Genomic DNA, 13,469 nt, shown 5'->3' with positions numbered 1-13,469 from the left:
ATGCGCATTCCCCACAAGCTGTTGCTCGGCGCCTTGGGATTGGCAATCGCCTCGTCGTCGCTGCATGCTGAAGAGAAAACCCTGAGGCTCTACAACTGGGCCGATTACTTCGCCGAAGACACGTTGACCAAATTCACCGCCGAAACCGGGATCAAGGTGATCTACGACGTCATGGATGGCAGCGAAACGCTGGAAGCCAAGATGCTGGCCGGCAACAGCGGTTATGACCTGATTTTCCCCGGCGACACCGTCGCCGAACGCTTGATGCGCGCCGGCAGCCTGCTGCCGCTGGACCGCTCAAAACTCACCGCTGTGGATGACATCGAACCCGGTTTGCAGAAGCTGCGCCGGCAGTATGAAACGTCGAGCAAGGCCACCGTCCCCTACACGTGGGGCACCATCGGCGTGACCTACAATGATGAGCAGATCAAACAGCGTTCGCCGGATGCCCCGGTCAACAGCCTCGACATGCTGTTCAAACCGGAACTGGCCGCAAAGTTTGCCGACTGCGGTATCTCGATGATCGATTCGCCGGACGAAGTGCTGGCGGTGGTGCTCAATTATCTGGGCCGCGAGCCACGCAGCGCCAAGCCTGAAGACCTGGCCGCGGCGAGTGAGTTGCTGATGAAACTGCGACCGTACATTCGCAAGTTCCAGTCGCAACCCGTGACCGACCTGGTGAACGGCAACCTGTGCCTGTCCCTCGGTTACAGCGGCGACATGACCCAGGCACAACGGACATCGGACAGTGCCGGCAAGCACACCCGGTTCGAGTACCGCGTTCCCCGCGAAGGCACCACGGTGTGGATGGACACCATGGCGATTCCAGTGGACGCCAAACACCCGGAGTACGCCTATGCGTTCATCAACTTTGTCATGCGCCCGCAGAACATGGCCGCCATCAGCAACTTCACCGGCTACCCGACCTCCAACGCCAAAGCCCGGCCGGACGTCGATGCGACAATGCGCAACAACCCGGACATCTACCTCGATGAAGCGACCTATGCGCGGCTGATTCCGGGCAAGGACATACCTCAGTCCGACATGCGCGCGCGTATGCGCACCTGGACAAAATTCAAGACGGCCACCGCAAAATGAGTGCTTCACACAAGGATCCACACATGCCGACGCGTCGGGATTTCATCAAACAGGTGTCGGTCATTGCCGGACTCGGCGCCGCCGCCTCCATCGGCTTCAGCCTTACGCCAGTGCACGCGGCGACCCAAGGTCGCTGGCGCATGCCGGATGAGGGCGACCAACACGAGCGAGCCTTCATCGCGTTCGGCGCACAGAAAGCCATCTGGGAGGATTTCACGCCCCATGTGCAAGCGGCTATCGGCCTGATCGCCAGCACCATCGCCCACTATGAGCCGGTCACCGTGTTCTGCCGCCAGCGTGAGCGCAGCCTGGCCGAACAACAGTGCGGCACCACCAACATCACCTACGTCACCACCGAACTCGACGACATCTGGATGCGCGATATCGGCGCCAACTTCGTCATCGACGGCGAAGGCGGACTCGGCGCGGTGGATTTCAACTTCAACGGCTGGGGCAACAAACAGCAGCACGACAAGGACGCGCAACTGGCCGCTTTGGTGGCCGACACTGCGGACGCCCGTTACCTGCGCAGCGAGTTGGTGGGCGAGGGCGGTGGTATCGAAGTGGATGGCCACGGCACGGGGATCATGACCGAAAGCAGCTGGATCAACCGCAACCGCAATCCCGACTGGACCAAAGCTGAGGTCGAGCAAGAACTGAAAGAGCGTTTGGGTTTACGCAAAATCATCTGGCTGCCGGGCATCAAAGGCAAGGACATCACCGATGCTCATGTCGATTTTTACGCGCGTTTCGTCAAGCCCGGCGTGGTGATCGCCAACCTCGACAACGACCCCGAGTCATACGATCGGAAAGTGACATTGGCGCATTTGGAGATCCTCAAGAACGCCACCGATGCCGACGGTCGAAAGCTGCAAGTGCATACGCTGTCGCCGCCACTCAATCCACGCAAGAGTCAGTTCAACCGCAACAACCCGGACTTTGCTGCGGGTTACATCAACTACTTCCTGGTGAATGGCGCGGTCATTGCGCCTGAGTTTGGTGATCGTTCGGCAGATGCGAAAGCATTTGATCTGTTGTCGCAGCTGTACCCGGACCGAGAGGTGGTGCAGCTGAATATCGACGCCATCGCGGCGGGTGGCGGGGGGATTCACTGTGTGACCAGTCATCAGCCGGTGGCTTGATCGGGAGTGAAGCGAAGGCGCAATGCCTTCGCTGTACTGGCACCGTAGGCAACGGCGCAAGGATTTGTAGCCTTTGGGAGGTAGCGCGGAGTGTCGTTAAACAGCCGTTAAACGTGTACGAACTCGCTTTCAACGTCTGGACGCTGACGACACCCGTAATTGATCTGAAAGTAACAGCACATGAGTACAATCGACTTGCCCCCGTATGCACCAATCTGACTATCGCTTAGCGTGTCGAAGAGGCAGCGTGTGGGTAAATACCCGCTCTTCAAATTCATGCTCGGTGTTCTCCAAACCTGTCGTGCACCCTTGGAAGAAACTCTGTATGAAAATGAATAAATTAGTGACCCATCTGGCCTTTTCCGCTGCGATGGCTGGCGCAACGTCAGCCATGGCCGACACAACCAAACCGACCATTGTGCTCGTTCACGGTGCTTTCGCCGGCTCCAGCAGTTGGAATGGCGTCATCAAGATTCTTGAGAAAGATGGCTACACCGTTATTGCTGCCGCCAACCCGTTGCGCAGTGTTAAAAGCGACGCCCAATCCATTACCAATCTGCTCCAGGGCATCAAAAGCCCGGTGGTGCTGGTAGGCCATTCCTATGGGGGCCCGGTCATCAGCGAAGCGGCCTATGGACAAGCCAATGTGAAAGCACTGGTGTATGTCTCCGCTTTTGCACCTGAAGCCGGTGAAAGCGCCGTCGCGCTCACCGGAAAATTCCCGGGGGCGACCCTTGGCCCAACGCTAGGCACTCCAGTAGCTCTGGAGGGTGGCGGTAAGGATCTCTACATCCAGCAGGATAAGTTTCCCGCTCAATTCGCAGCCGACGTCCCTGTTGCCGATGCCCGTTTGATGGCCGCTACTCAGCGCCCCGTCACTGAGGAAGCACTGAACGAAGCGGCAACGGACGCTGCATGGAAAACCATTCCTTCGTGGTGGATCTATGGCGACAAGGACAAGAACATTCCCCCACAAGCCATGAAGTTCATGGCTGAGCGGGCGAAGTCCAAACAGACGGTAGTGGTCAAAGGCGCGTCTCACGTAGTCATGGTTTCCAATCCAAAACCCGTCGCGCAAATCATCGAGGCCGCTGCAAAGGCTCTGTGAGAAACACCCAAGCCTTTCGCATCACCCGTTCAAGCATTAATTCACGCTCACTCGTTGAGCCAAGATCCTGAGTCTGACTCTCGTGCGATGCCGAGAGCAGGAGGTACTGTGTCCGATCAATACAACGCCCCATCGAGTTCTCGCAGGCAGGTGCTCAAAGTTGGCGCAACTGCGCTGGCTGCCGGTTCGATTTCGGGAATGGTGATGGGTAGCAACGTTGCCCAGGTAGCAACTTCGGCCCCGACTAAAGAAGGACATTACGAAATGACCAGCTTCACCACCAGCGACGGCACCGAAATCTTCTACAAAGACTGGGGCACCGGTCAGCCCATCGTTTTCCACCACGGCTGGCCTCTCAGTGCCGACGACTGGGACGCGCAAATGCTGTTCTTTGTTTCCAAGGGCTATCGAGTGATCGCTCATGATCGCCGAGGTCATGGTCGCTCAACGCAGACCTCAACCGGGAACGACATGGACACCTACGCTGCAGACGTTGCAGCTTTGGTCGCTCATCTCAAGTTAAAGAACGCCGTGCATATCGGCCACTCCACCGGCGGCGGTGAGGTGGCTCGCTATGTCGCTCAATATGGCGTCGGCCTTGTGGCCAAAGCGGTATTGATCGGCGCAGTTCCGCCGATCATGGTCAAGTCCGCCAGCAATCCTGGCGGTTTGCCGCTGGACGTGTTTGACGGCTTCCGCTCAGCGCTCGCTGCCAACCGCGCACAGTTCTATAAAGAAGTGCCTATTCCGTTCTACGGTTACAACCGTGAAGGCGCCGTAGTTTCTGAAGGCGTGAAGGAGAACTGGTGGCGCCAGGGCATGATGGGCGGCGCGAAAGCACACTACGACTGCATCAAGGCGTTCTCGGAAACCGACTTCACCGAAGACTTGAAAAAGATCACAGTGCCAGTGCTGATCCTGCACGGTGACGACGACCAGATTGTACCGATTGCCGACTCAGCCGAGCTGTCCATCAAACTGGTCAAGAACGGCACCCTTAAAGTCTACAAGGGCTATCCGCACGGCATGTGTACCACGCACCCAGAGGTTATCAACGCAGATCTGCTGGCGTTCATCAAAGGCTGATGCGTAGTGGGCCTTCCATAAAATATAGGGGAGGTCTAGCGGCACCTGCAACCGATGCACTTCACAACTGCATGAAAAACGGGAAGAAAAATGGGACAGATCTATTATCAAATTTCCGGATAGTAGATCTGTCCCTTTACTAATATGTCCCTTTACTAATATGTCCCTTTACTAATAGTAGGAGGAGACATGATCGGTGTCCGATGCGTTGGGCATTATCTATTGATAACCATCGAAGGCAACGCAGCCTGAAGAAGCTAGGGCGTAAAGCCCTAGCCGATAGCAGATGTCACTTTTTCTTTTTCGCCGGCTTTTCTGCCTTCTCTGATTTCTTAGCCTTTTCTGGCTTGCTATCAGCTTTTTTTGCAGATTTTTTTGGTTCAGCATCTTTTTTCTTGTCTTTCTTTTCGGAAGATTTCGAAAGAGCTGAGGCCGCAGCTGATTTCTTTGCCGGTGATGACTTCTTGTCTTTCAATTCCTTGCTGGCTTTCGAAGCTTCACCTTTGCTTTTCTTCTCGTCTTTAGCCACGTTGCCCACCTCTCGGAGTATGCCGATATTGGCAAATTGCCTGTGGGATTATCCACAAGCTGATCATTAGGCGAGCGTGTCTAAAAGCGGTTCAATTTTTTTGATGCGTCGATATAGACTTTGGGTGATGCACCGATAGGTACCGAGGGCTGGACATCTTGAACGGGTCATCAGCTACGCCTAGAGCGTAGGCATACCCATGGTGCATATTTTTACCCCAATGTCCGCTTCTGGCCGATTTCTGCCCCCCCCTCGCAACAGGCAGATATCGGCCAGAAGCAGACGCTCAAACAACAGCCGAAGTAGAATTTGCGTATTCTTCTCATCAGCAGTCGTCTGGGCGAGTGCGGCGAGGCTTGTTGCGACATCACTGAACTGTTGCCATCCAATTGTTCCGCACTGCCCAGGTTAGATATGCTAACAGTGACATTTGACGCCTGACGTTTGCCGGCCCCTATCACGACCTGGTCGCCGCCAATATCCTCCAAGACGCTTTAACAATTAATTCGAGCGTCAAAAAAGCAGAGCATACAACAAATGAAACTCAGCTCACTTGAGAATAAATCAAAAAGAATAGTTGTCACAGTGATAGTATTTTTGCTTTTTGGCGCATGGTTTTATTATGCTGGCTGGGCTTCTAAAATTTCAGCGCGAACCGTTTTAATGCCTGAAATTCCCGAATGGACAACCTACCTGATAATCGGTGCCATTACTGGACTTATCGCTGCAACTCGAACACTCTATAGGCGCCCTGGGGGCAAGACGGCAATACAAGCTTTAAACTCTTTTGCTGGTTGGTTTTGCTTAGGATTTGCTTTATCTGTCAATAGTTATGCCGCCGCTGCCTATCTTCTGCCTGGCGAGATTATTAGTTACAAGTCTTCATATGAAATAAGATACCCCGGGCCTTCCAGGGGGAAATTTGGTCATTGCGAGGCAGGTCTATGGATCGAAGATCCAAGCACACATCGCTGGATTGAGCTTTGCACGAACAACATGGACTTGGATAAAAATATAAAACAGGGGATGAAGCTCGTATGGGTGAGTGCCCGTACGAATAAAATAGGTAGCTACATTATGAACTATACGTTTATCTATAATTAAACCCAACAGAATAAATCTTGTTTTCGTGAACAATAGATTAAACGGCAGTTATTCTTTTGGCACCAAGAACAGCAAAGGCATGAAGGCCAATGCCGATAGCTCGCTGACGCTGTATATCCAGCACGATTCACCGGGCAAGTACAAGGAAGCCAACTGGCTGCCAGCGCCAAAAAGCGAGTTTGAGACGACCATCCGCACCTATTGACCCAAGCCAGAAGTGCTCAGTGGTGAGTGGACGGGCCGGGAGCGGGTTTGGGAGAATGGTTGCTTTCGGCCAATTTCCATCCATGCTGAGCGGCTGCTTTGGGTCGTTTTCTGCCCTTCGCGACGGGCAGAAATCGGCCCTTTTCGGACGTTCTGTGGATCATCGGATAGATGCGTACGTGAGCTGCTGTCTGGTATTCCGATTCACTAGTCGCCCAGCCTATAAGCCTCGGCGAGGCCATGAGTACAGCGCGCGCTTCTGTTGACCATTGCGATGATCGTTTCCTGGAGTTCGTCCTGCGCCTGCTCGGGTGTGATTTCTCCGGTTGCGGCGGCATGGGACAGGGCCTCGGCTGCACCGAGCATCGCTCGAAGACCCGCGGGCGCGATAGCACCCTCTTTGGTGAACGGGGAGAGGGCAACCCGACACTTGTTCATGAAGACCGCTTCGTACTCGCGCTTGATCTTTTCGAGCTCCGGTGAGCTGGCCAAAGCCGCGATCACGCCGGGTATCTCGTTGCCTTGGAGAAGCACGCAGTCAACGTAAGACGATGCGATGACCGTAGCCGTGCTCAGCAAGGTTGGTTCGCTCTTCTGAAGCGCAGCGTCCATGAGTGCTGTTTGGCGTGCATCGAATTCCTGATAGAGCGCCGCCAGCAGCCCAGGCCGCGTGCTGAAATGGTCGTAAACCACGGGCTTTGTAACGCCCGCCTGCTCGGCGAGCCGTCCAAGCGTCAAGGCCTCCGTGCCTTCCTCCCGGACCAGCCGCCAAGCGACGTCCAGCAGCTGGCGTTGTCTCTCCTCCCTAGACATGCGACGACGCGGCTGCGGGGTGGAGTCCTGCTCTCTTGTCTCGATGCTTGACATAACAATATACCAAAAGTAACTTAACGAGCGTAACTTACCAAAAGTATATATGGTTCGCCTTTCGCCCTCAATCAGTTGCAGGAGTTTTCGACATGCACGCACTCATCGTTGTTGCTCATCACGATCCCCAGTCCCTCACCCATAGCCTCGCTGCGCAAGTTGCTGAGGGCTTATCCCTGGCCGATCCCGGAGACTCTTTTGAAATTGCGGACCTCACGGCGCAAGCATTCGATCCGAGGTTCACCGCGGCTGATCTCGCTGTCCATCACAGGGAGACGCCGCCCCCCGCCGATGTTGCCGCCGAGCAGGCGAGGATTGATCGCACCGATGCCCTTGTGCTGATCTACCCCGTCTACTGGTGGTCTATGCCGGCGCTTCTGAAGGGATGGATCGATCGCGTGTTCGCCAATGGATGGGCGTTCGACTTCAGTTCGGATGCCAAGCTGGTTAAAAAGCTTCGCCACCTACAGGTTCATCTTGTGGGTGTCGGCGGAGCCGACGGGGGAACCTATGAGCGGCACGGCTATGCCGATGCCATGAAGACGCAGATTGACCATGGAATTTTCGATTATTGTGGCGCATGCGTCGTGACGTCTGAACTCCTGCTCGAATCGGAAACGCGTGATCCGACTGCTCATTTGGACGCAGCGCAAGCCCTCGGTCGCAATCTCTTTACTGCATCCCAGCGATTCAGCAGTAAGGGTAAAAATTTATTTTCTAAAGCCTGAATGACCTTTTCTGGCCGATTTCAGTCTTTCGTGAGAGGCAGCAATGGGTCGATTTCTTCCTGTCAAGAAGGGCTGCAATCAACCCGAAGCGGACACAGGCTGCCTGGTTTTGGGATGAGTTGTTGCGAGCCGCCCGCTTGCGCTTTGGTGTTTGCGATCACTCACTATAGGGGGGGCGTGCGAAACAAGCCGAAACTGTCTGGGTTCAATGTCTATATTCAACGTAAGGGCCCAAGTAGAAACCCTGCGTATCCCAGTTGATTCGGTAAATTACTTCTTTTCCTGGCTTGATGTTGGCCGCGACAGTTTTGATCGCGACACCCACACATAACCCAGACTCGGCGAGCCCGGTGCCAAGATTCACTTCACCGCCAGGCAAAACGAAAGATGTCTTCTGGCCGGGACCTATCTGCGCGCTGACCATCTATGTAAAACACGACGTCACATCCCGAACCGACAAGCCCGTCATCACGGAGCATGGTCAGGCGTCCCGGATCTTTCGAACCCTGGCTTTTGAACGCCTACATCTGATTGGCCGGCACTGGCCGCGCTTCAGCACCCTGCATAGGTGATGTTGCGCACCCGCCCAAGGCCAGGAAGAGCGCCTCCGCCGCGATAATACTTCGCATAGTCTTCACTCCTGAAAAAGAGCGAATGTATCAGAGCGTCTTACTGCTTTACTTCATAAAGCCATTCGCCAAAAACCCCAGCGGGTAAACTGTTCGGCTCAAAAAAGTACCTCTAGTCTACGTTCGGTTTGTCTATATTAAGTAAGCTCAAATCGCTCCAGCGCATAATCTTTACCTGCCAAGGTCAGTTCAAAAGTGGTGGCGCCAAACGTACCCCGCGTCACTTTTTGCTCCACAAGACGTTTAGCTTGAAGTTGCTTTAGGCCGGTTTCAACTTCTAATGTACTGAGTGAGACAAGTTTGCAAACCGAGTTTAAGTTTGCAATTTTCCTGAAGTTTGCATGATAGGCTAACGCTTCCATTAGTAGCGTTTGGTTATCTGTCAGCCGTGGAAACTGAGGGTTGTTCATTTTGTAAACTTTTCGTTCGATCTCATGGAGCTCGCCGTAAACTCCATCCGTGTAGCGGGCGTAGTAAATCGCTACAGACAGAGTACAGATTAAAATCGCGATAACCACCAGCAGCGACCAATTCGGTATGGGTGTTTCCAGCAAAAGCCAATCCAGAAAACGTAGCAGCCAGCTCGTGGTATCTGCTAGCAATGTCAGCTCGAAGTGAGTGTCGAGCAGCTTCATGGCAGCCCAAGCGACAAGGAAAATACCAGCCCAGTAGGCCAGAGCCTTGAATGTGAACGGGGAATGCTTGCCTTGTGCTGCCATGCTATTCGTCCCCAGTGCAGAAACAGATGTTCTCAGCATAGCAGTGGAAAAGTGGCGCTCTGGCCGTTTGGGATACCAGTGCTCAAACTCCCGTGCCAGATGGAGCGCAAGCACGTCATCAATGACTTCCCCGTTCCACAAACGTAGTCTTGCCGATTCGCGTATCAAGATAAAACAAAAAATCAGGAGTCATTGATGCAACCGATCCGTCTCGGTCTGGTGGGCTACGGCAAGATTGCCCAGGATCAACACGTCCCCGCTATCAACGCCAACCCCGCGTTCCAGTTGGTGTCTGTCGCCACGCAAGGGCAACCCTGCGCCGGGGTAGAGAACTTTCGGTCCCTGAGCGAGCTGCTCGAAAACGGCCCGCACGTGGATGCGATTGCGTTTTGCACACCGCCGCAAGGACGCTTCGCGCTGGTGCAACAAGCGCTGGCCGCCGGCAAACACGTGTTGGTAGAAAAGCCGCCGTGCGCCACGTTGGGTGAAGCGATGGCATTGGTGAGTCAGGCACAGGAGCAAGGTGTCAGCGGTCTGTTCGCCTGGCATTCACGCTACGCGCCCGGCATCCAAGCCGCCCGTGACTGGCTGGCCTCCCGCACCCTGCAAAGCGTACAGATCGACTGGAAGGAAGACGTGCGCAAGTGGCACCCCGGCCAGGCATGGATCTGGCAACCAGGTGGTCTGGGCGTCTTCGATCCCGGCATCAATGCGTTGTCGATTGCCACCCATCTGCTGGCGCTGCCGCTGTTTGTCGAGTCTGCCGAACTGCGAGTCCCTAATAACTGCCAGTCGCCTATTGCCGCTTCCATCAAAATGTCTGACGCGCGTCACCTCGATGTCCGCGCGGAGTTCGACTTCGACCACGGTCATGACGAGCTCTGGAGCATCGAGATTCGTTGTACCGAAGGCGTCCTGCGACTGGACAACGGTGGTGCACTGCTGAGTATCGACGGCGTGCGCCAGGCCGTATCGGAGGAGGGCGAGTACGCGGCGGTGTATCGACATTTTCAACAGCTGATTGGCGACAAAGCCAGTGACCTGGACCTTCAGCCGCTGCGACTGGTTGCCGACAGTTTTTTTGTCGGCAGTCGCGTGTCGGTTGAGCCGTTCTACGATTAGTGGTCGATCGGGTAGATCAGCTCTCAGGGGAAATGATTGAGTCGTCACTGGATTCAGCAGCCAGTTTTAATCGGTCCGCTTTACTGATGTATTTGGACTTGCTTGCCGGTGCCAATTTGGCACTGGCCTTTTTGGCGTGAGCCTTTAACAACTGCTTTATTTTTTTCTGACGATTCATGTTTTTCGCTCAGCTGGAAAATTCTTGAATGATGCTTGCCTGATCGCCACTCGGCGACTGTTCGTACAAAACCTGGACCCGTTTCAAGCCAGCAACTCGGTGATCCACCGGGCCTGCCGGGCGACGTCCTGCAGCTTCTCCTCGGGTACGGCCTGCCGTGCCCGGGCGAAGTGGGTCAGGGTCTGCTGCTTGTGACGCAGTATGCGCTGCCACTTGACCAGGAACGCCGGAGTGCGCGCCTGCATCTGCAGCGGGCCGAAGTACAGCTCCTCGGCGGTGTACATCACCGGTCCGACGCGCTCGGCGACGATGATTTCGTAGTCGAAGCGGTTTTCCCGCAGCAGTTCCTCGCAGAGGATGCGGTAGTCATTTTCCATCAGCCATTGGCGCAGCGGCTGCTCGCCGCCGTTGGGCTGCAGGATCAGGCGCTCCCGGCCGCTCAGGTGAGTTTTGCCGCTGTCGAGGATGTCGCGGATGGTCTCGCCGCCCATGCCGCAGATGCTGATCGCCGTGATTCCGTCTCCCGGCTCGATCGCCGCCAGGCCGTTGGCCAGGCGCACGGTGATTTGCTGCTCCAGGCCGCTCTCGCGCACGGTGCGTTCGGCCGAGTGGAACGGCGTCAATGCCACTTCGCCGGCCACCGCCGACGCGATGGCGCCACGGCGCATCAATGCCACGGGAAGGTAGCCGTGATCCGAGCCTATGTCGGCCAGGCGCGCACCTGCTGGCACATGCGCCGACACGCGCTCCAGGCGCATGGACAATGTCTGTTCGTTCAACTGCAGTTCCTTTTCACCACGAATGTCCCGAACCTTGGGCGGATCGGGGCGCCATTCTGTCGAGCAATGCCGTGCATTTCAAATTCCTGCGACCACGGCCCTGGCTCGACACGTATCTGATGCTCGAAACGTCAATGAAACCGAGCTCTTTTTGCCTCAGTCCGGGACGTTTGAAACGTACGACTAGCGTAGTGAATTGATTACATTGCGTATCAACTGAAATGCGCATCCGCGGCTAATACGCCGCATTTTCATTGGGCGAAATCGGGAGAGTATATTTCTCAGGTTTATGGAACTGGTCCACTGGGTCTTGAGTACATTGACAGTCGTGACGATCCTCGTCATTTGTCAAAGTAATCCCTGCGGTATTCACCCCTTGGCTCGGTGACGCAAGCGCGAGTACGAAATCAGCATGCTGGTCAGTTCCTGTGTGACTTGGGTGAAGGGTGACACTCGGCGGCTGATCAAGCACACCTCACCTGATTCCAGCGGCTCCCGAATCGAAATGCTGATAAGCGACGAGCAAAACAGCTTCATGCCGGGAAGCATGCTGGGTTCTATGGTCAGGTAATCCGTCTCGCAAATGATGTGCAGGATTTCCAGCAGTGATTCGGTGGTGATCACGATCTTCGGAGGAGGTAAGCCTTGGGTCCTGAACAGCTCGATCAGGTGCTTCTCCGCGCTACCGATAACGCCAGCCGGCCGGACGCTGATCCACTGACAATCGACCAGGTCTCGCACTGATCGAGCCTCCGCCATGGGATGTCCCTTGCGCGCAATGACACTGGCTGTCGAGCTGTAAAGCCGCTCAATCTGCAGGTCGATATCGCAGACATCGGGGCTCAGTGGACACATCACAAAGTCGAGCCGGCCAGCGCGAATCATCTCGATCAGCATCTTCGACTTTCCACCGGCGACGTGCAGCTGCACTTTTGGAAATCGGCGGGTAAAACTGATGAAGACCGGCATCAAGCACGCCGCCAATGGTTCCGCGGTGACACCCAATGCGATCTGACCTTCGGACGCTCCATTCCATTGTCGTACGTCTTGTACAGCGCGATCACAATCCAGAATGATCGAGCGTGCCCGGGTCAGGAATACCTTGCCGGCCAGGGTCAGACTGATGCCTTGATTGGAGCGCACCAACAAGGTGACCCCCAGCTCTCTTTCCAGACTTTGAACCGACTCGGTCAATGTGCTTTGGGCCGCGTCCAGTTCCCGTGCCGCCGAACGAAAGCTGCCTCTGTCGACCACAGAGCAGAAGGCTCGAAGCTGGATTAGCTTCATGAAGTAGTGATCCAGTTGTTGCCGTTGTGGCCATGGGAAGCGTGATCGGCAGTCATATGCAGTGTGTGGCTGCTTCCGGTATTCATGGCTGAGTCTCCAAACGGCAATGGCTTATAATCGCGATCGATTAGATCGCGTGCGATGTATAAATATTCCCCCAAAGACCCAATGAAGTCAAAGCTGACGTTGCGCCTTGGCGACGAGCGGTGGTGGACGGAAAAGCCGAAGGTGATCGGTTTTTCCGTTCTTCTCCATGCCTTGGTCGTGCCTATAAAATCAATGCCGTCAGATAGTTACGTATCTTTTGTGCTGTCTGAAATCTTATAAAAATTTCAAGGAATCACTGATGAGCAACATCGAAAAAGTCCTGGTGACCGGCAAGACTCACACCACCCTGAGCAGCGCCGGCAACACCCCGCGCGGGCACAACGGCAACCTCGACATCGAACTTTCAACGCCCGGGAGCGCCAAAACCGCCCACTTGTTCGCCGCCACCCAACCGCACCCGACGGCCGAGCAGTTGTTCGCCGGGGCATGGTCGGCCTGCTACATCGCAGCCGTTGGCCTTGCGGCCAAAGAATTGAAGGTGACGCTTCCAGCCGACGTGTCCGTCGATATCGAGATCGATTTGGGTCAAACCGGGAACGCTTATCTTCTGCAGGCCCGGTTCGATGTTCGGCTGCCGGGTCTGCCCCATGAGGTCGCTTGCGCTGTCGCCCATGCTGCGGATCAGATGTGCCCCTACTCGAAGGCGACACGCGGCAACATCGACGTTGCGTTTAATGTCCAGACGTCGTGATCAAACAACTTTCTCTAACCAGACGTAAGTTGTGCGGCGCTGCGGCAGTGACCTGTGCGGCTGCCCCGTTAGGGTTACTCGGTTTATCAA

Annotated in this window: 15 protein-coding genes; 9 read left to right on the top strand and 6 right to left on the bottom strand. The window is 55.4% G+C overall.

Annotated elements, in window-relative coordinates; translation table 11 throughout:
- The 4 genes from ACYZT8_RS17650 to ACYZT8_RS17635 all read left to right on the top strand — a co-directional run bounded on the left by ACYZT8_RS17650 (position 1) and on the right by ACYZT8_RS17635 (position 4,434).
- Complete coding sequence (locus tag ACYZT8_RS17650) at positions 1-1,098, top strand: extracellular solute-binding protein (RefSeq protein WP_461974603.1); 1,098 nt, start codon at positions 1-3, stop codon at positions 1,096-1,098.
- A gap of 23 nt (positions 1,099-1,121) precedes the next feature.
- Complete coding sequence (locus ACYZT8_RS17645) at positions 1,122-2,240, top strand: agmatine deiminase family protein (protein ID WP_461974601.1); 1,119 nt, start codon at positions 1,122-1,124, stop codon at positions 2,238-2,240.
- A 331-nt stretch (positions 2,241-2,571) separates the two neighbouring features.
- Positions 2,572-3,348, top strand: coding sequence for an alpha/beta fold hydrolase (locus ACYZT8_RS17640; RefSeq protein ID WP_461982522.1), 777 nt, complete (start codon positions 2,572-2,574; stop codon positions 3,346-3,348).
- Between the two features lie 264 nt (positions 3,349-3,612).
- On the top strand, positions 3,613-4,434 hold the full coding sequence (locus ACYZT8_RS17635) for an alpha/beta fold hydrolase (protein WP_461974599.1): 822 nt from the start codon (positions 3,613-3,615) through the stop codon (positions 4,432-4,434).
- Between the two features lie 289 nt (positions 4,435-4,723).
- Here the strand turns inward: ACYZT8_RS17635 and ACYZT8_RS17630 are convergent, their stop codons facing one another.
- Positions 4,724-4,972, bottom strand: coding sequence for a hypothetical protein (locus ACYZT8_RS17630; protein WP_461954655.1), 249 nt, complete (start codon positions 4,970-4,972; stop codon positions 4,724-4,726).
- Between the two features lie 528 nt (positions 4,973-5,500).
- Here ACYZT8_RS17630 and ACYZT8_RS17625 point away from each other — a divergent pair.
- Together ACYZT8_RS17625 and ACYZT8_RS17620 are read left to right on the top strand one after the other, a co-directional pair.
- Positions 5,501-6,067, top strand: a complete 567-nt coding sequence (locus ACYZT8_RS17625; protein WP_461974597.1) for a hypothetical protein — start codon at positions 5,501-5,503, stop codon at positions 6,065-6,067.
- Positions 6,068-6,092: 25 nt separating this feature from the next.
- Entirely contained in the window at positions 6,093-6,272 is a 180-nt protein-coding gene (locus ACYZT8_RS17620; protein ID WP_461974595.1) for a DUF1214 domain-containing protein, read from the top strand.
- A 206-nt stretch (positions 6,273-6,478) separates the two neighbouring features.
- On the opposite strand, the gene ACYZT8_RS17615 is transcribed toward ACYZT8_RS17620, so the two are convergent.
- Positions 6,479-7,138 (bottom strand): TetR/AcrR family transcriptional regulator, encoded by a 660-nt coding sequence (locus tag ACYZT8_RS17615; protein WP_461974593.1) that lies wholly within the window; start codon positions 7,136-7,138, stop codon positions 6,479-6,481.
- Positions 7,139-7,230: 92 nt separating this feature from the next.
- Between ACYZT8_RS17615 and ACYZT8_RS17610 the strand changes: the two genes are divergently transcribed.
- Entirely contained in the window at positions 7,231-7,866 is a 636-nt protein-coding gene (locus tag ACYZT8_RS17610; protein ID WP_461974591.1) for an NAD(P)H-dependent oxidoreductase, read from the top strand.
- A 766-nt stretch (positions 7,867-8,632) separates the two neighbouring features.
- Here ACYZT8_RS17610 and ACYZT8_RS17605 read toward each other — a convergent pair.
- Entirely contained in the window at positions 8,633-9,214 is a 582-nt protein-coding gene (locus ACYZT8_RS17605; RefSeq protein WP_461974589.1) for a hypothetical protein, read from the bottom strand.
- Between the two features lie 195 nt (positions 9,215-9,409).
- On the opposite strand from ACYZT8_RS17605, the gene ACYZT8_RS17600 reads away from it, so the two are divergent.
- Positions 9,410-10,336, top strand: coding sequence for a Gfo/Idh/MocA family protein (locus ACYZT8_RS17600; RefSeq protein WP_461974587.1), 927 nt, complete (start codon positions 9,410-9,412; stop codon positions 10,334-10,336).
- A gap of 16 nt (positions 10,337-10,352) precedes the next feature.
- Here ACYZT8_RS17600 and ACYZT8_RS17595 read toward each other — a convergent pair whose 3' ends face one another.
- The 3 genes from ACYZT8_RS17595 to ACYZT8_RS17585 all read right to left on the bottom strand — a co-directional run bounded on the left by ACYZT8_RS17595 (position 10,353) and on the right by ACYZT8_RS17585 (position 12,580).
- Positions 10,353-10,514 carry a DUF2986 domain-containing protein gene (locus tag ACYZT8_RS17595; protein WP_461954647.1) on the bottom strand — a complete coding sequence of 54 codons (162 nt, stop codon included), beginning with the start codon at positions 10,512-10,514 and terminating at the stop codon, positions 10,353-10,355.
- A gap of 83 nt (positions 10,515-10,597) precedes the next feature.
- Positions 10,598-11,293, bottom strand: a complete 696-nt coding sequence (locus ACYZT8_RS17590; RefSeq protein ID WP_461974585.1) for a tRNA (adenine(22)-N(1))-methyltransferase — start codon at positions 11,291-11,293, stop codon at positions 10,598-10,600.
- A gap of 369 nt (positions 11,294-11,662) precedes the next feature.
- A complete protein-coding gene (locus tag ACYZT8_RS17585) occupies positions 11,663-12,580 on the bottom strand; it encodes a LysR substrate-binding domain-containing protein (protein ID WP_461974583.1) in 918 nt (305 codons plus the stop codon).
- A gap of 346 nt (positions 12,581-12,926) precedes the next feature.
- On the opposite strand from ACYZT8_RS17585, the gene ACYZT8_RS17580 reads away from it, so the two are divergent.
- Complete coding sequence (locus ACYZT8_RS17580; protein ID WP_461974581.1) at positions 12,927-13,379, top strand: Ohr family peroxiredoxin; 453 nt, start codon at positions 12,927-12,929, stop codon at positions 13,377-13,379.
- Positions 13,380-13,469: the final 90 nt, after the last annotated feature.

The organism is Pseudomonas sp. LB3P93 (assembly GCF_054898025.1).
Note: the sequence above shows the minus strand (reverse complement) of the source record. Positions and strands in the feature narration are given on the sequence as shown.

Coding starts and splice junctions, on each gene's coding strand:
- ACYZT8_RS17650 (WP_461974603.1), top strand. CDS start 1: ATGCGCATTCCCCACAAGCTGTTGCTCGGCGCCTTGGGATTGGCAATC.
- ACYZT8_RS17645 (WP_461974601.1), top strand. CDS start 1,122: ATGCCGACGCGTCGGGATTTCATCAAACAGGTGTCGGTCATTGCCGGA.
- ACYZT8_RS17640 (WP_461982522.1), top strand. CDS start 2,572: ATGAATAAATTAGTGACCCATCTGGCCTTTTCCGCTGCGATGGCTGGC.
- ACYZT8_RS17635 (WP_461974599.1), top strand. CDS start 3,613: ATGACCAGCTTCACCACCAGCGACGGCACCGAAATCTTCTACAAAGAC.
- ACYZT8_RS17625 (WP_461974597.1), top strand. CDS start 5,501: ATGAAACTCAGCTCACTTGAGAATAAATCAAAAAGAATAGTTGTCACA.
- ACYZT8_RS17615 (WP_461974593.1), bottom strand. CDS start 7,138: ATGTCAAGCATCGAGACAAGAGAGCAGGACTCCACCCCGCAGCCGCGT.
- ACYZT8_RS17610 (WP_461974591.1), top strand. CDS start 7,231: ATGCACGCACTCATCGTTGTTGCTCATCACGATCCCCAGTCCCTCACC.
- ACYZT8_RS17605 (WP_461974589.1), bottom strand. CDS start 9,214: ATGGCAGCACAAGGCAAGCATTCCCCGTTCACATTCAAGGCTCTGGCC.
- ACYZT8_RS17600 (WP_461974587.1), top strand. CDS start 9,410: ATGCAACCGATCCGTCTCGGTCTGGTGGGCTACGGCAAGATTGCCCAG.
- ACYZT8_RS17595 (WP_461954647.1), bottom strand. CDS start 10,514: ATGAATCGTCAGAAAAAAATAAAGCAGTTGTTAAAGGCTCACGCCAAA.
- ACYZT8_RS17585 (WP_461974583.1), bottom strand. CDS start 12,580: ATGAAGCTAATCCAGCTTCGAGCCTTCTGCTCTGTGGTCGACAGAGGC.
- ACYZT8_RS17580 (WP_461974581.1), top strand. CDS start 12,927: ATGAGCAACATCGAAAAAGTCCTGGTGACCGGCAAGACTCACACCACC.